The sequence below is a fragment of the Microbacterium sp. NPDC055357 genome, assembly GCF_053644835.1.
Genome location: NZ_JBSHLZ010000001.1, coordinates 511499 through 527701 on the forward strand (window position 1 = coordinate 511499; position 16203 = coordinate 527701).

The window sequence follows — 16203 nt, forward strand, 5'->3', positions numbered from 1 at the left end:
GAGACAGCGGGTGAACCCCACGGTCTCGGCGCGCCGTTGCAGTCTCGCGGTGAGGGATGCCGCGGGGTCGCGGCATCCGGTCGGGTCGAGGGGCGCCGGGGTGCGGGTCAGGCGTCGTCGGCGGCCTTGTGGCGGGGCTTGCGGGCGGGACGGTCGTCGGGCGCGGCGTCGCGGTCGTCGCGGTACGAGCCCCGACGGTCGTCCCGACGCGCGCGGTCGTCGCGGTCGTCCCGGCGCCGCGAGGGGCCGCCGGTGTCGGGGCGCAGCTCGATCAGCTTGCCCGAGATGCGGGTGTCGGCCAGGCGCGAGAGCGTGTCGCGCGGCAGGTCGGCCGGCAGCTCGACGAGCGAGAAGTCCGGTCGGATCTGGATCGCGCCGAAGTCGTCGCGGCGCAGGCCGCCCTCGTTGGCGAGTGCACCGACGATCTGCCGCGGCTCGACGCGGTGGCGCTTGCCGACGGCGATGCGGTACGTCGCCATGCCCTCGCGCGACCGGCGTGGGCCGCGGTCACCGCGCTCGGGCCGGTCGCCGCGTTCGCGGTCGTCCCTGCTGCGGGCGGGACGTTCGGGCTCGGCCTCGAGCAGCAGCGGAACCTCGCCCTGCGCGACGACGGCGAGGGCTGCGGCCACATCGACCTCGGGCACGTCGTGGTGGCGCACGTAGTGGGCGACGATGTCGCGGAACCGCTCGACGCGGGCGGTCTCGCCGAGGGCGGCGGTGATCCGGTCGTCGAACCGCGAGAGCCGCGTGACGTTGACCTCGTCGACGCTCGGCAGCTGCATCTCGGTGAGCTCCTGGCGGGTTGCGCGCTCGATCGCCCGGACCAGCCCGCGCTCGCGCGGCGTGACGAAGCTGATCGCGTCGCCGGAGCGTCCGGCCCGCCCCGTGCGGCCGATGCGGTGCACGTAGGACTCGGTGTCGGTGGGGATGTCGAAGTTCACGACGTGCGAGATCCGCTCGACGTCGAGGCCGCGGGCGGCGACGTCGGTCGCGACGAGGATGTCGAGCTTGCCCGACTTCAACTGGTTGACCGTGCGCTCGCGCTGCACCTGCGCGACGTCGCCGTTGATCGCGGCGGCGGAGTATCCGCGCGCGCGCAGCTTCTCGGCGATCTCCTCGGTGACGCTCTTGGTGCGGCCGAACACGATCATGCCGTCGAAGTTCTCGACCTCGAGGATGCGCGTGAGGGCGTCCATCTTCTGCGCGAACGAGACGATCAGATAGCGCTGCGTCGTCTTGGACGAGGTGGTCGTCTTGGACTTGACCGTGATCTCTTCGGGATCGTTCAGGTACTGCTTCGAGATGCGGCGGATCGCGGCGGGCATCGTCGCCGAGAACAGGGCGACCTGCTTCGTGTCGGGGGTCTCGGCGAGGATCGTCTCGACGTCTTCGGCGAAGCCCATCTTGAGCATCTCGTCGGCTTCGTCGAGCACGAGGAAGCGCAGCTCCGACAGGTCGAGCGTGCCCTTGTCGAGGTGATCCATGATGCGACCGGGGGTGCCCACGACGATGTGCACGCCGCGGCGCAGGGCCGACAGCTGCACGCCGTACCCCTGCCCGCCGTACACCGGCAGGACATGCACGCCCTTCAGGTGCGACGCGTACTTCTCGAACGCCTCGCACACCTGCAGTGCCAGTTCGCGCGTCGGAGCGAGCACGAGCGCCTGCGGAGTCTTCTGCTCGATGTCGAGCCGGTCGATGATCGGCAGCGCGAAGGCGGCCGTCTTGCCCGTGCCGGTCTGCGCGAGTCCGACGACGTCACGCCCGTCGAGCAGCGTCGGGATCGTGGCCGCCTGAATCGCCGACGGTGTCTCGTATCCGACGTCGCGCAGGGCCTTCAGCGCCGCGTCACCGAGCCCGAGGTCGGCGAACGTCATCGGCGCGGGCTCGGCAGGAGCCTCGACATCGATCGGGTCTTGATCTGTGGACACAGTTCAGGGTACCCGGGCACTCTGCGCGACGCGTCAGTTCCGGATGGACGGTCGAATACGTCGCGCGCGTGCTCCCGGTCGACGCCGACGTGGCCATCATCGCGGCGTCGCTGCACGTTCCCGATCCCAGGCCGCTCGCCGATTCCTTCATCGCCGCGACGGCGCTGCATCACAATCTCACGGTCGTCACGCGCAACACCAAAGACTTCGCGCCGCTCGGTGTGCGGGTGCTCGATCCGTGGAAGGGCTGACGCGGCTCACGTGATCGCGGTGCGCCGTCTGCCCGACTCCGACGTGCTCACTCCGCCGCCGGTCGCCCGCGCTTGGGGCGCTCGGTGGACAGCGACAGCTCGAGGGCGTGTTCCGGATGCTGCGCCAGTCGCTGCTCGACGTGATCGAGCCAGCGCACCTCGGCCTCGGCCGCGAAGATCATCGAGTCCACGACGAGCGCCCAGGCGAGCTCTTCGGGCCCCTCGGGATTCGCGCCGGCGTACCTCGCGCGGTTGAGCGACTGCAGCCGCGCGAGGGATGAGCGCCGCTGCGCCTGGATGATCCCGGCGACATCGACGCCCGGCAGGGTCGCGGCGACCGCCAGCTTGATCGCGAGCTCGTCGCGCGTGCCCTGACCGCGCTCCACGGGCGAGTCGAGCCAATCGCGCACGGCCGCCGTGCCGGCATCCGTGATCTGCCAGTAGACGTGCCCGTGTTCGTCGACGTCGTCCTTCACGACGAGGCCGTCGCGCTCGAGTCGGTCGAGCGTGTTGTAGATCTGACCGACGTTGAGCGGCCAGGTCGACCCCGTGCGCCGGTCGAACTCGGCGCGCAGCTGGTAGCCGTAGCACGGCCCCTGATCGAGGATCGCGAGCAGACTCTGCCGGACGGACATGATGACTCCTTGCGTCAGAACCGCAGCGCGTCGATGACCTTCGCGCGCACGGCGACCAGAGCGGGGATGAAGCCGGCCAGCGCACCGATCGCGACGGCGGCGATGAGACCCGTGAGCGCGGCGCGCAGCGGGAAGGGCGGGATGTCCTGCATGCCGGGGAACATGTCGAGCACGAACGGGGCCCGCAGAACCACGATCGCGATCGCGATCCCGACGACGCCTGCGACGGCGGTCGCGACGACGCTCTCGAGCATGACCGACGTGAAGATGCGCCCCGCCGTCGCGCCGAAGCTGCGCCGCACGCCGATCTCGCGGATCCGCTGCCGCATCGCGACGAGCTGGATGTTGACCAGGCCGAGTCCTCCCAGCAGCAGCACGAGCGCCGCGATCGATCCCGTCACGAGCTCGAACACGACGGTGGATGCGGCCATGTCGGGGCGCGACCCCCAGTCGCTGCGCGACACCGACACGTCGGTGTTCTCGAGCCCCGCGCGAAGATCCATCGCGAGCACGGGGCCGAGATCGGCGACGATGTCCTCGCCGACCCAGAACTCCCACTGCGCGTAGACGTCGGGCGGCAGCGCGTCGACGCGCGCGGCGTACGCGTCGTAGAGGAGCGTGACCGACTTCTCTTCGTCGCCGGCGTACTGGCGCGGCGTCACACCGATCACAGCGTAGCTGCCACCCGCCTCGCCCTGCACGTCGAGCGTGAATCCGCTGCCGAGGTCGGGGCGGCCGAAGCTCTCCCACAGGGCCTCGGTCATGACGACCGGCGGCGCCAGCAGTTCGGCGTCGGCGTCGCGGAACCACCGTCCCTCGAGGAGGGGAGTGCGGTGGATGACGGGATGGGCCGGATCGACCAGGCGCGCCATGACGGCGCGCACCTGGTCGGGGGTCTGCACGTCGAGCATGAGCCCGTCGACGATGCGGGACGCGTGCGAGAAGTCGAAGCGCTCCGAGACGCGCTCGACGCGGTCGCCGAACGCCGCCCAGTCCATGGGCGAGCCGTCCGAGGTGTTCGCCGAGACGTTGATCGTCGCGACGCGGCCGCCCGAGCGGTCGGACTGCTCGGCGGCGAACTGCCGCTGGTACTCGCCGAACGCGACGACGGCGGTGATCGCACCGACCGACACGGCGATCCCGATGAGGCTCAGCAGCACCCGCAGCTTGTGGTGCCGCAGCTCGGACCAGGCGTCCGCGAGCGCGCCGATGACGCCGCTCACGAGCGGACTCCGGCGTCGCCGACCGCTTCGGCCGTCGTGACCGCCCCCAGCGCCGTCTCGCGGAAGGCGCGATCGAGACGCACGGGCGTGAGCACGCCCTCTTCGAGCCGGTAATGCCGTCGCGCCCGCGCCGCGACGTGCACGTCGTGCGTGATCGTCACGAGCGCGGCATCCGCTTCGGAGGCGATCTGGTCGAGCAGCGTCATGACGGCGCCGCCGGTCTCGACGTCGAGCGCACCCGTGGGCTCGTCGGCGAGGATGAGCGAGGGGCGCCGCACGAGCGCCCGCGCGATCGCGACGCGCTGCTGCTCGCCGCCGGACAGCTGCTCGGGGGTCGAGTCGATGCGGTGGCCCAATCCGACGCGTTCGAGCATGTCGGTCGCAACGCGCCGGCGCGTCCAGAACGCACGGCCGGAGGCGTAGCTGAGCGGCATCTCGACGTTCTCGAGCGCCGAGCGCCCTGCGAGCAGGTTGAACTGCTGGAAGACGAAGCCGACGTTGCGCCCGCGCAGACGATCGAGGGCGCCCTTGCGCATCCGGCCGACCGGCCGCTCGCGGAAGGACACCATGCCGTCGGTCGGGCTGTCCAGCATCCCGAGGATGTTCAGCAGCGTCGACTTGCCCGAGCCGCTGCGTCCCACGATCGACACGTGGTCGCCCGCGGAGACATCGAGGTCGATGCCGCGCAGGATCTCGAGGCGCGAGTCGTCGGGCAGCAGGACGCTCCTGGTGACGCCCTCCAGACGGACGAGCGTCACCAACTCCACCCCTGCTCTTCGCAGTACTGGCCGCCCATGCCGTCGTCGTAGCAGACGGGCTCGTCGTCAGCGGTCAGACCGGGCACGAACTGGCGGATCTGCTCGCCCGCCTCGAGCCCTTCCGTGACCTCGACGACCGTGCCGTCACTCACGCCGAGCGTCACGGACCGTTCTTCGGGTGTGCCGCCGTCGCCGGCATCCACCCACACGACACCCGTTCCCGATCCGCCCTTGACGGCCGTCGTCGGCACGAGCAGGGCGTCTTCGACTGTGCCGACGGTGATGTCGAGCGTCGCCTGCAGCCCCGCGAACACGACCTGGTCGGCCGGGATGGCGCACCGCACGCTCGTCGCGCCGTCCTCGGCGACCTGCACCGTCAAGCCCGTGCACGTGAACGGCTCGGGGCCGCCCTGGATCGTGACGGATGCCTCGCGGGGAGCGTCGATCAGCCGGTACAGCTGCACGGGCTGCACCGTGCTGAGCACGTGGTAACGCGCCGGTGTGAGCTGCGCGAGCTCGCCGCCGACCGAGGCCGCTTGGCCCTTCACGATGTCGACCACCGTGAGGTCGCCGGATTCGGGGGCGACGACGTCGATGAGCCGCTCGGGGGAGGCCTGCTTGATGGTGAAGAGCACCTGCCCCGCCGTGACCGCCTGGCCCGCCGCGACATGGACCGTGACCACGGTGCCGTCGATCTCGGAGCGGATCGGGAACGCGGCATCCCGTGCCACCGTGCCCGACAGGCTCAGCTCGTTGACGACGGAACCGCGTTCGGCCACGACGATCGAGTCGGCGATCTGCGCCGTCGGCTCGACGGCCGCTTCGGTGCGGTCAGGGAAGAACGCGAGCTTGACGAGGGCGGCGGCGATCGCCGAGAACACGATAACCATGAGGATCGGGAAGACCCAGCGGCGCCAGACGATCATGAGAACCTTTCCGGCGCGGACGCCCGGGGTGCGATGCATACCCTGTATCTAGTTTCTGAGAATACATATCCGGGATGCCGCGCGGCGATGACCCGCACACAGCGCACGCAAAGATCACAGCCCAGTAACATGGGGAGGTATGCCCGGGCGCACTGCGCGCCCGCCCGGCACTGGCGCCGACCGGTGCCCGACCCGACAGATGGAGATGCCCCGTGGCCAACCCTCTCGAGAAACTGCTCCGCGCCGGCGAGGGACGCATCCTTCGCCGACTTCAGCAGGTCGTGAAGGCCGTCAACGCCCTCGAAGAGGACTACGAGCACCTCACCGACGAGGAGCTGCGCAGCGAGACCGCCGAGCTGCGCGCGCGGCACGAAGCGGGCGAGACCCTCGACCAGCTCATGCCCGAAGCGTTCGCCGCCGTCCGTGAGGCGGCCAAGCGCACGCTCGGTCAGCGCGCGTACGACGTGCAGATCATGGGTGGCGCGGGCCTGCACCTGGGCAACATCGCCGAGATGAAGACCGGTGAGGGCAAGACGCTCACCGGTGCCTTCCCCGTCTACCTGAACGCGATCGCCGGCAAGGGCGTGCACGTCATCACGGTCAACGACTACCTCGCGTCGTATCAGGCCGAGCTCATGGGTCGCATCTACCGCGCCCTCGGCATGACGACGGGCACGATCGTCGCCGGCCAGACGCCTGAAGTGCGCCGTGAGCAGTACAACGCCGACATCACCTACGGCACCAACAACGAATTCGGCTTCGACTACCTGCGCGACAACATGGCCTGGCGCAAAGAAGACCTCGTGCAGCGCGGTCACTTCTTCGCGATCGTCGATGAGGTCGACTCGATCCTCATCGACGAGGCCCGCACGCCGCTCATCATCTCGGGCCCGTCCTCGGGCGAGGCCAACCGCTGGTTCCTCGAGTTCGCGAAGATCGCCAAGACCCTCGAGGCCGGCGTCGACTACGAGGTCGACGAGAAGAAGCGCACGATCGGCGTGCTCGAGCCCGGCATCGAGAAGGTCGAGGACTACCTCGGCATCGACAACCTCTACGAGTCGGCGAACACCCCGCTCATCTCGTTCCTGAACAACTCGATCAAGGCGCTGGCCCTGTTCAAGCGCGACAGCGACTACGTCGTCATCAACGACGAGGTCATGATCGTCGACGAGCACACGGGCCGCATCCTCGCCGGACGACGCTACAACGAGGGCATCCATCAGGCGATCGAGGCGAAGGAGAACGTGCCGGTCAAGGCCGAGAACCAGACCCTCGCGACCGTCACGCTGCAGAACTACTTCCGCCTGTACGACAAGCTCGCCGGCATGACCGGTACCGCCGAGACCGAGGCGGCCGAGTTCATGTCGACCTACAAGCTCGGCGTCGTGCCCATCCCGACGAACAAGCCCATGATCCGCAAGGACCAGCCCGACCTCGTCTACAAGAACGAGCAGGCCAAGTTCGCCCAGGTCGTCGACGACATCGCCGAACGGCACGCGAAGGGCCAGCCGGTGCTGGTCGGCACGGTCAGCGTCGAGAAGAGCGAATACCTCTCGCGGCTGCTGGCGAAGAAGGGCGTCAAGCACGAAGTGCTCAACGCCAAGAACCACGCGCGCGAGGCCGAGATCGTCGCGCGCGCGGGGCGCCTGGGCGCCGTGACGGTCGCGACGAACATGGCCGGTCGTGGAACGGACATCATGCTCGGCGGCAACGCGGAGTTCCTCGCCGTGCAGGAGATGAAGGCGAAGGGCCTCGACCCCGTCGAGACGCCCGAAGAGTACGAAGCCGAGTGGGACGCCGTCTACGAGGCGACCCGCGACGTCGTCGCCGTCGAGGCGGCGAAGGTCGCCGAGGCGGGCGGGCTCTACGTCCTGGGCACGGAGCGGCACGAGTCGCGCCGTATCGACAACCAGCTGCGCGGTCGCTCAGGCCGTCAGGGCGACCCCGGCGAGAGCCGCTTCTACCTCTCGCTCACCGACGACCTGATGCGGCTGTTCCAGTCGGGGGCGGCCGAAGCGATCCTCTCGCGCACGAACTTCCCCGACGACGTCGCGATCGAATCCAGCATGGTCAGCCGCGCGATCAAGAGCGCGCAGAGCCAGGTCGAATCGCGCAACGCCGAGATCCGCAAGAACGTCCTCAAGTACGACGACGTGCTGAACCGTCAGCGCGAGGCGATCTACACCGACCGCCGTCACATGCTGCACGGCGACGACATCGCCGACCGCATCACGCACTTCATCGAGGACGCGATCGACGAGGTCATCAAGGAGCACACCGGCTCGGGACACAACGAGAGCTGGGACTTCGACTCGCTGTGGACCGAGCTCAAGACGCTGTACCCCGTCAGCGTCACGATCGACGAGGTCGTCGCCGAGGGCGCCGGCCGCAAGGGCGGTATCACGGCAGAGGGCCTCAAGCGGGAGATCCTCTCGGACGCGACGATCGCCTACCAGAAGCGCGAGGAGTCCCTCGGCGCACCGGCGATGCGCGAGCTCGAGCGGCGCGTCGTGCTGCAGGTGCTCGACCGCCGCTGGCGCGACCACCTCTACGAGATGGACTATCTCAAGGACGGCATCGGCCTGCGCGCCATGGCCCAGCGCGACCCGCTCATCGAGTACCAGCGCGAGGGCTTCGAGATGTTCCAGTCGATGATGGGACAGATCAAGGAGGAGTCGGTCGGCTACCTCTACAACCTCGAGGTCGAGGTGCGCTCCCAGGGCGACGGAGAGGGCGCGGAGGTCACGCAGGTCGAGGCGAAGGGCCTGGGTGCAGCATCCGTCGACGCGCAGCGCCTGCAGTACTCGGCGGCCAATGACGCCGGCGAGGTCGAGGTGCGCAACGAGCGCGGACAGGTGCAGCGCGCGGCGACCGACAAGCTGCGCCAGGCGGCAGCCGCGGCCGGGCCCGCGCAGCCCGCACCCACCCAGCCCCAGGGCCCTCGCGGTGCCTTCGGCCAGCGCACGGATGCCGCAGCCGCCCCCGCACCCGCTCCGCAGAACCGCGCCGACCGCCGCGCGAGCAAGAAGAAGTAGCCCGCCCTCTTTTCCGTGAGACTGCATCGGGGCGCCGAGACAGTGGGTATTCCCCGCAGTCTCGGCGCCCCGATGCGGTTTCGCGGTCATGGGGGATGCCGCGTGGGTGAGGCCGCGGCGCTGAGGTGCAGCATCCGGCGCTGAGGGTGCAGCATCCGGCGCTAGTCTGAATCGATGAGTCTGCGCCCCCTCGACCAGTCCGGAAAGCTGAAAGACGTCCTGTACGAGATCCGCGGGCAGGCGCTCGTCGAGGCCGATCGGCTCGAGGCCGAGGGCCACACGATCCTCAAGCTCAACACGGGCAACCCCGCCGTGTTCGGGTTCGAGGCGCCGTTCCAGATCGTGCGCGACATGATCGATTCGATACCGCACGCGCACGGCTACAGCGACAGCAAGGGCATCATGTCGGCGCGGCGGGCGGTCGTGTACCGCTACGAGCAGGACCCGACCTTTCCCGCGTTCGGCCCCGAGGACGTGTACCTCGGCAACGGGGTGTCCGAGCTCATCACGATGGTGATGCAGGCGCTGCTCGACGAGGGCGACGAGGTGCTCATCCCCGCGCCGGACTACCCGCTGTGGACGGCGATGACCAGCCTCGGCGGCGGCACGCCCGTGCACTACCTCGCCGACGAGCAGAACGGCTGGCAACCCGATCTCGACGACATCCGGGCCAAGGTGACACCGCGCACGAAGGCGATCGTCGTCATCAACCCGAACAACCCCACGGGAGCGGTGTACTCGCGCGACGTCCTCGAGGGGATCGCGCAGATCGCGCGGGAGCACTCGCTGCTGGTGCTCTCGGATGAGATCTACGACCGGATCCTGTTCGACGATGCCGTGCACATCCCGATGGCATCCGTCGCGCCGGATCTGCTCGTGCTCACCTTCAACGGCCTGTCCAAGACGTATCGCGTCGCCGGATACCGCTCGGGCTGGCTCGTGCTCACCGGGCCGAAGGGGCATGCCCGCGGGTTCATCGAAGGCATCACGCTGCTCGCGTCGACTCGGCTGTGCCCCAACGTTCCCGCACAGCATGCCGTGCAGGCGGCCCTCTCGGGAGTGCAGTCCATCGATGCGATGCTCGCGCCATCGGGGCGCCTGCACGAGCAGAGGGATGCCGCGTGGCAGGGCCTCGAGGCGATTCCCGGCGTCTCGTGCGTCAAGCCCCGGGGGGCGCTGTACGCGTTCCCGCGGCTCGATCCCGAGGTGCACGAGATCCACGACGACGGCAAGCTCGTCTACGACTTCCTGGTCGCCGAGCACGTGCTGCTCGTGCAGGGCACGGGCTTCAACTGGGCTTCGCCCGACCACTTGCGGATCGTCACGCTGCCCGAAGCACGTGTGCTCGCCGAGGCCGTCGAGCGCCTCGGCAACTTCCTCTCGTCGTACCGCCAGTAGCCGCCGCCCCCGCCGTAGCCCGTGACCACGAGACTGCAACGGCGCGCCGAGACCGTGGGCTTTACCCGCAGTCTCGGCGCCCCGTTGCAGTCTCGCCGTCTTGAGTCGCTGATCAGGGCGGCGCGACCGGGTGGCGGCCGAGACGGGGCGCCGGGCTAGAGAAGGGCGAGAGACGTCGCGCGCCACCGGCCGTCCATGCCCTCCAGGCGCAGAGCGACGGCGCGCGTACGGGCGGGACCCTGCACGATGACGACCGATTCCACGACGCCGTTGGCGGGGGACTGGTGCCGCACCGAGGTCAGCGCGTGCACGGGACGACGCGCTGGGATGCCGCGGGCCGAGCGCGCCCGGGCGGCGAGGTTCGCCCGGGCGACGAGCCGGCGGTAGGGGTCCTCGGTGAGCCAGCGCGCGAGCTGGTCGACGTCGCGCACCCCCGCGAACACCTCGAGCACACCCCGCGTCAGGTTGCGCAGGAGGGGCTCCGGGTCGGGGAGGACGGTGGACGAGGTGCGCTGCGGCGCGAAGAACTTCGACAGCTCCCATGCGTCGGCGGGCGGGACGAAGGCGCGGGCGCTGCCCGCGGGCGACGTTGCCATGCGGTGCCTTACTTGGCCAGGGGGGATGCCACGCAGAAGTACAGCACATCCCCGAGCGCCCCGACGAACCGAGCGGCGATCTGTGGACAACTCGTGACGCACTCGTGACCGGTGCCGTACTCTGCCCGGGTGCGCTGGGACCGATTCTTCGACGACCTCGAAGACCAGATCGCCTCGGAATGGGAGGCCGAACGCGCCGCGCTGGCCACCGAGGCCGAGCGTCTGCAGCGCTCGGGCCTCTCGCTGCGCGAGCGCCTCACGGCCGTCCAGGGCGTCTCTGCCGCGGTCGACCTCGCCGACGGCACCGCCGTCGCCGCCCGCGTGCGAGCCGTCGGTGCGGACTGGGTCGGGCTCGACCTCGACGACACCCCGAGACGAGCGCTCGTCGTGCCGTTCGCCTCGATCCGCAGCATCGGGATGCCGCACGCCGACCTGCTGCGCAGCGCCCGGCCCGCCGGTACCGCTCCCGACCGGCTCGCGGAGCGACAGACGTTCGGATACGTGCTGCGTGACGTCGCGCGCCGGCGGATCGGCGTCACGATCCGCCTCACGGGCGAGCGGCTGCTCACCGGGACGATCGACCGTGCCGGCGCCGACCACCTCGATCTCGCGGTGCACGAGCCGGGCGAAGCCCGGCGCGCCGATGCCGTGACGGCGCATCGCGTCGTGCCGTCGTGGGCGATCGTGTGGGTGCGGCTCGAAGCCCGGCTCGAGTACTGAGCCCCCTCAGTCGGTGTGGCGGACCGGCCCGGTGCCCCACAGCTCGGGGAAGCTGGCCTCTTGCGACTGGTTCCACAGCGCGGCCCGGCGTGCGATCTCGGCTTGCGCGTCGAGGTAGTCGGAGATGCTCGCCTGGTCGATCCGCCACTGCGCCGACGCGCCGACCCGCACGCCGCGCAGTTCGGCGCGCTGCACGAGATCGAGCACCTCATCGACCGACACGGCGAGGATCTCGGCCGCCTGCGCGAGCGCGAGCAGGCGCGTCTCGGGCGTCGGGGTGCGGGGCATGGTCCCATTATCGCGGCCTCGCGCGAGGGCGCCGGGGCACGGGCTCGGCCTGTGGATAACCGCGGGAGCCCACCCGCGCGCTGTCTCACGATGGAGGCATGACCGCTGTCGAACACACCCGCGCGCCGCGTCGCGCCCCGTGGGCGGATGCCCGCTTCCTCCTCGGCATCCTGCTCATCGTCGCCTCCGTCCTCGGCGTCTGGTTCGTCGTGAGCGCGGCGCGTCAGACCGACGCGATGCTCGCGGCCTCCCGCACGATCGTCGCGGGGCAGATCGTCTCGGCCGACGACGTCCGCGTCGTCGAGGTCGCCCTCGGGCAGGCCGGCACGACGTATCTCGCCGACGGCGCCCTCGAGCCCGGCGTCGTCGCGACGCGCACGGTGGCGCGGGGCGAGCTCATCCCGCGCTCGGCCGTCGGCGATGCGTCGGCGTCGCGCACGACGAGCGTCGTCGTGCGCAGCGCAGCCGACGTGCCTGCCGTCGTCGGGCCCGGCTCGGTGGTCGAGGTGTGGGCCGCACCGCTCGTCGAGCGGGGACTCTACGACCCGCCGCGCATCCTCGTCGCCGATGCGACCGTCGCACGGGTCGAGCGCGACGAGTCGATGATGGGCGGCGGTGCGGCGTCGGTCGAGCTCTCGATTCCGCGCGCCGACGTCGCGACGGTGCTCGCCGCGATCGCCGACCAGTCCGCGGTTTCGGTCGTGCCGTCGGCGGGGAGCAGCCGATGAGGGTGATCGTCGCCGTCGACGAGCCGCACGGCTCGCGCCTCGCGGCCGGGCTCGTGCGCGAGGACGTCGACGTCGTCGACGTGGTCGCGGCATCCGCCCCCGCCCGCGCCGTCGGCGGCGCGCACGACCCGAATGCCGCGCCTGCCGCGAACGCGATCGACGACGCGGACATCCTCGTGCTCGAGACGCACCGCGCATCGGCCACGGCGGCGCTCGTGGCGGCATGCGACCGTGCCGGGGTGCGGATCGTGCCGATCGGGTCGACGACGGATGCCGCGCGCACGGCGGCCCTGTTCGGCTTCGACGACGTCCGTCCCCTCGACATCGAACCGTGGCGGCTCGCGGCGGCGCTCGCGGCGCCGCCGGTTCGAGCCGCCGAGGCGGCGGAGCCGGTGCCGGGGCCGCGCACGATCGTCGTGTGGGGTCCTGCCGGTGCCCCGGGCCGGACGACCCTGTCGATCGAGCTCGCCGTCGAGCTCGCCCGCGGCGGCCGCCGTGTCGCGCTCGTCGATGCCGACACCCACGCCCCGTCGATCGCGATCGCCCTCGGCCTGGCCGACGAAGGGCCCGGGTTCGCGGCGGCGTGCCGGCAGTCCGAGCTCGGCGGCCTCGATCCGCGCGAGCTCATGCGGATCAGCCTGCCGCTGGGCCGCAGCGGCGTCGACGTGCTCACGGGCATCAACCGGCCGTCGCGGTGGCCCGAGCTGACCGCCTCACGGGTCGCCGCCGCACTGACGGTGTGCCGCGAGTGGGCCGACTACACCGTCGTCGACGTCGCTTCCTCGCTCGAGCGCGACGAGGAGATCGTGAGCGACCTCGACGGTCCACGGCGCAACGCCGCGACCCTCGCAGCGCTCGAGCGGGCCGACGCGGTGGTCGCGGTCGCGAAGGCGGACCCGGTCGGTGTCGCGCGGTTCCTGCGCGCGCACGACGAGCTGCGGGCAGCCGTCGGACCGACCCCCGTCGCGGTGATCGCGAACGGGCTGCGACCCGGTGCCCTCGGCATCGACGCGCGCGGACAGGTGCGACGCACGCTCGAGCGCTTCGGCGGCATCCGCGACGTGTGGTTCGTGCCCCAGGACCCGCGTTCGGCGGATGCTGCGCTGCTGGCCTCGCGTCCCATCGCCGAGGTCGCTCCGAAGTCGCCCCTGACGCTGGCGCTGCGGCGGTTCGTCGGCGACGCGCTCGTGCCCGCGGCACGCGCGGCTCGCCCGACGTCGCGTCGCCGCGCGGCCTGAACGCCTGCACGCCCTACGCTGGAGGCGTGTCGACCCTCAGCGATCTCGTGTATGCCCAGGGCCGCTCCAGCGCGGCAGACGTCGAATGGCTTCACCGCCTCGCGGGCGACGGGCAGCTGCTCGCCGATCTCGCCTTCGCCGACATCGTCATCTGGGTGCCGACCCGCGACGACTCCTTCGTCGCGATCGGGCACACCCGGCCCGGCGGTGCGGCGACCCTGTTCTACCGCGACATCGTCGGGGATCACGTCCGTCCGCAGTGGCGGACGCAGGTTCGCGAGGCCTTCCAGACCGCGCGCATCGTCGACTCCGCATCGCCCGACTGGTTCGAAGAGACACCCACACGGGTGCGTGCCGTGCCGATCGTGCGACGGGCCAACGGCGAGGAACCGCAGACGATCGGCGTGCTGACGCGGCACACCAACCTCGGCGAGGCGCGCACCCCCAGCCGCCAGCAGATCACGTTCAACGATTGCGCCGACGACGTGTTCGGCATGATCGCGTCGGGGGAGTTCCCCGACCTCGAAGCTCCCGCCGCGCCGCGCCGCGGTGCGCCGCGCGCCTCGGACGGGCTCATCCGCCTCGACGTCGACGGGATCACGACGTTCGCGAGCCCGAACGCGCTGTCGGCCTTCATCCGCCTCGGCTTCGACGACGAGCTCGAAGGCGAATCCCTCATCGAGGTCGTGACGCAGATCCTCCCGGCCAAGCGCCAGTTCGACGAGACCCTTCCCGTCGTCGTGACCGGCCGCGCCCCGTGGCGCACCGACCTCGAGGCGCGCGGGGTCACCGTGTCGCTGCGCACGATCCCGCTCTGGGACCACGGCGCACGGATCGGCGCGATCGTGCTGTGCCGCGACGTCACCGAGATCCGGCACCAGGAGCAGGAGCTCATCACGAAAGACGCGACGATCCGCGAGATCCACCATCGCGTCAAGAACAATCTGCAGACCGTCGCATCGCTGCTGCGGATCCAGGCGCGCCGCTCGCACTCGGAAGAGGCGCGCGAGGCGCTCACGCAGGCCATGCGCCGCGTGACGGCGATCGCCGTCGTGCACGACACCCTGTCGGAGGGGCTCGCCCAGAACGTCGATTTCGACGACGTCTTCGAACGCGCCCTCAAACTGATCGCCGAAGTCGCCGCCGCCCCGAGCACGCGTGCGCGGACCCGCACGACGGGGCGCTTCGGCACGCTGCCGAGCGAATACGCGACGCCGCTCGCGCTCGCCCTCACCGAACTCGTCACCAACGCCGTCGAGCACGGTCTGGCAGGCCAGGAGGGTGAGGTCGAGATCGTCGCCGAACGTTCCGACGAGCACCTGGCCGTCACGGTGCGCGATGACGGCGTGGGCCTGCCCGAGGGTCAGGTCGGGCGCGGGCTCGGCACGCAGATCGTGCGCACCCTGATCCAGGGCGAGCTCAGCGGAACGATCGACTGGCACACGGCGGTCGGAGCCGGCACCGAGGTCACGATCGACATCCCGCTGCGTTACATCGACCGCCCGCGCGGGTGAGAATAAGCCCGCGCGGGTGAGAATAAGCCCGCGCGGGTGAGAATAAGCCCGCGCGGGTGAGAGTCCGCCCGCGCGGGTGCGAGTCAGGACGCGCGGCGAGCGCGTGCAGCGCGGCGCTTGAGTGCGCGACGCTCGTCTTCGGAGAGCCCACCCCAGACGCCGGAGTCTTGACCGCTTTCGAGGGCGTACTGCAGACAGACCTCGGTGACGGTGCAGCGAGCGCAGACCGCCTTAGCCTTCTCGATCTGGTCGACGGCCGGACCGGTGTTCCCGACGGGGAAGAACAGTTCGGGGTCGACGGTCAGGCAGGCGGCTTTGTCGCGCCAATCCATGGTTGTGCTCCTTGTTAGGGATGGTGTTTTTTAGCGAGGTACTCGTTCGGGTCGGGTACCCTGTGGGAGTGCGAGATTGAACTCGCCCCACGTCGCTGTGGGAGCACACGGCTTTACCAATCGTCCCATAGCACATCGGTATGATCAAGAGATTTCCGTCGAGTTTCCTGCTAATTTTCGCCGTGAGTCCGTTTCGACCGAAAGAACCCTGAACGATGCGCCGACACCTCGTCAGCCGGATCGCGGCCGTGCTCGTAGGTCTCGAGGGTGCGGGGGTGCTCGTACTCGCCGTGCTCGAGACCGGCGCGCTCGTCGCCGGCGACACCAAAGCCGTCAGCAGCGCGATCGCGCTGCTCGTCCTGACCGTCATCGGGGCCGCGGCGCTCCTCGCTTTCGCGGTCGCGATCTACCGCGGGCGCTCGTGGGGGCGCTCGGGCGGGATCGTGACGCAGCTGCTCATCCTCGCCGTCGCGCTCGGCGCGGCGACGGGGGCGTGGGCAAGCCCGACGGTGGCACTGGCGATCGCGGTGCCCGCCGTCGTCGTGTTCGTGCTGCTGGTTTTCGCGGCACGCGCCGCCGGACGCGTGGCATCCGACGAGGAGCCGGCGGCAGACGCCGCGGAGTGAGAGC

At 70.5% G+C, this 16203-nt stretch carries 16 protein-coding genes; 8 read left to right on the forward strand and 8 right to left on the reverse strand.

Translation table 11 applies throughout. From position 1 onward, the window contains the following. Positions 1-107: 107 nt before the first annotated feature. On the reverse strand, positions 108-1877 hold the full coding sequence (locus ACWICD_RS02065; RefSeq protein ID WP_454139136.1) for a DEAD/DEAH box helicase: 1770 nt from the start codon (positions 1875-1877) through the stop codon (positions 108-110). On the opposite strand from ACWICD_RS02065, the gene ACWICD_RS02070 reads away from it, so the two are divergent. Beyond that, positions 1808-2182, forward strand: a complete 375-nt coding sequence (locus tag ACWICD_RS02070; RefSeq protein WP_376129869.1) for a PIN domain-containing protein — start codon at positions 1808-1810, stop codon at positions 2180-2182. The genes ACWICD_RS02065 and ACWICD_RS02070 overlap by 70 nt on opposite strands. A gap of 47 nt (positions 2183-2229) precedes the next feature. On the opposite strand, the gene ACWICD_RS02075 is transcribed toward ACWICD_RS02070, so the two are convergent. From ACWICD_RS02075 to ACWICD_RS02090, 4 genes are read right to left on the reverse strand one after another with little or no spacing between them, the layout of a single operon-like run. Then, complete coding sequence (locus ACWICD_RS02075) at positions 2230-2817, reverse strand: PadR family transcriptional regulator (RefSeq protein WP_376129866.1); 588 nt, start codon at positions 2815-2817, stop codon at positions 2230-2232. A gap of 14 nt (positions 2818-2831) precedes the next feature. Then, positions 2832-4040 carry an ABC transporter permease gene (locus ACWICD_RS02080; protein ID WP_454139137.1) on the reverse strand — a complete coding sequence of 403 codons (1209 nt, stop codon included), beginning with the start codon at positions 4038-4040 and terminating at the stop codon, positions 2832-2834. Continuing rightward, positions 4037-4798: an ABC transporter ATP-binding protein gene (locus tag ACWICD_RS02085; RefSeq protein ID WP_454139234.1), complete on the reverse strand. Its 762-nt coding sequence runs from the start codon at positions 4796-4798 to the stop codon at positions 4037-4039. Before ACWICD_RS02085 ends, ACWICD_RS02080 begins: the two co-directional genes overlap by 4 nt. Then, on the reverse strand, positions 4795-5763 hold the full coding sequence (locus ACWICD_RS02090; RefSeq protein WP_454139138.1) for an efflux RND transporter periplasmic adaptor subunit: 969 nt from the start codon (positions 5761-5763) through the stop codon (positions 4795-4797). Before ACWICD_RS02090 ends, ACWICD_RS02085 begins: the two co-directional genes overlap by 4 nt. Before the next feature lie 173 nt (positions 5764-5936). Between ACWICD_RS02090 and secA the strand changes: the two genes are divergently transcribed. After that, the gene (gene secA, locus ACWICD_RS02095; protein WP_454139139.1) at positions 5937-8759 is read left to right on the forward strand and encodes a preprotein translocase subunit SecA; all 2823 of its coding nucleotides are present in this window, start codon (positions 5937-5939) and stop codon (positions 8757-8759) included. 174 nt (positions 8760-8933) lie between these two features. After that, a complete protein-coding gene (locus tag ACWICD_RS02100) occupies positions 8934-10157 on the forward strand; it encodes a pyridoxal phosphate-dependent aminotransferase (RefSeq protein WP_376129855.1) in 1224 nt (407 codons plus the stop codon). 155 nt (positions 10158-10312) lie between these two features. Here the strand turns inward: ACWICD_RS02100 and ACWICD_RS02105 are convergent, their stop codons facing one another. Then, a complete protein-coding gene (locus ACWICD_RS02105) occupies positions 10313-10753 on the reverse strand; it encodes an Rv3235 family protein (RefSeq protein WP_454139140.1) in 441 nt (146 codons plus the stop codon). A 129-nt stretch (positions 10754-10882) separates the two neighbouring features. Between ACWICD_RS02105 and ACWICD_RS02110 the strand changes: the two genes are divergently transcribed. Further along, the gene (locus tag ACWICD_RS02110; protein WP_376129849.1) at positions 10883-11473 is read left to right on the forward strand and encodes a hypothetical protein; all 591 of its coding nucleotides are present in this window, start codon (positions 10883-10885) and stop codon (positions 11471-11473) included. 6 nt (positions 11474-11479) lie between these two features. Here ACWICD_RS02110 and ACWICD_RS02115 read toward each other — a convergent pair whose 3' ends face one another. Then, positions 11480-11761 (reverse strand): helix-turn-helix domain-containing protein, encoded by a 282-nt coding sequence (locus ACWICD_RS02115; protein WP_376129846.1) that lies wholly within the window; start codon positions 11759-11761, stop codon positions 11480-11482. Positions 11762-11859: 98 nt separating this feature from the next. Here ACWICD_RS02115 and ACWICD_RS02120 point away from each other — a divergent pair, with 98 nt between their 5' ends. From ACWICD_RS02120 to ACWICD_RS02130, 3 genes are read left to right on the forward strand one after another with little or no spacing between them, the layout of a single operon-like run. Beyond that, positions 11860-12489 (forward strand): SAF domain-containing protein, encoded by a 630-nt coding sequence (locus tag ACWICD_RS02120; RefSeq protein ID WP_376129844.1) that lies wholly within the window; start codon positions 11860-11862, stop codon positions 12487-12489. After that, positions 12486-13727 carry an AAA family ATPase gene (locus ACWICD_RS02125; protein ID WP_376129841.1) on the forward strand — a complete coding sequence of 414 codons (1242 nt, stop codon included), beginning with the start codon at positions 12486-12488 and terminating at the stop codon, positions 13725-13727. The genes ACWICD_RS02120 and ACWICD_RS02125 overlap by 4 nt, the downstream gene beginning before the upstream one ends. Positions 13728-13753: 26 nt before the next feature. Further along, on the forward strand, positions 13754-15241 hold the full coding sequence (locus tag ACWICD_RS02130) for a sensor histidine kinase (RefSeq protein ID WP_376129838.1): 1488 nt from the start codon (positions 13754-13756) through the stop codon (positions 15239-15241). A gap of 83 nt (positions 15242-15324) precedes the next feature. Here the strand turns inward: ACWICD_RS02130 and ACWICD_RS02135 are convergent, their stop codons facing one another. After that, positions 15325-15573, reverse strand: a complete 249-nt coding sequence (locus ACWICD_RS02135) for a WhiB family transcriptional regulator (protein WP_194425087.1) — start codon at positions 15571-15573, stop codon at positions 15325-15327. Positions 15574-15788: 215 nt separating this feature from the next. On the opposite strand from ACWICD_RS02135, the gene ACWICD_RS02140 reads away from it, so the two are divergent. Further along, positions 15789-16199, forward strand: coding sequence for a histidine kinase (locus ACWICD_RS02140; RefSeq protein WP_454139141.1), 411 nt, complete (start codon positions 15789-15791; stop codon positions 16197-16199). The last annotated feature ends 4 nt before the right edge of the window (positions 16200-16203 follow it).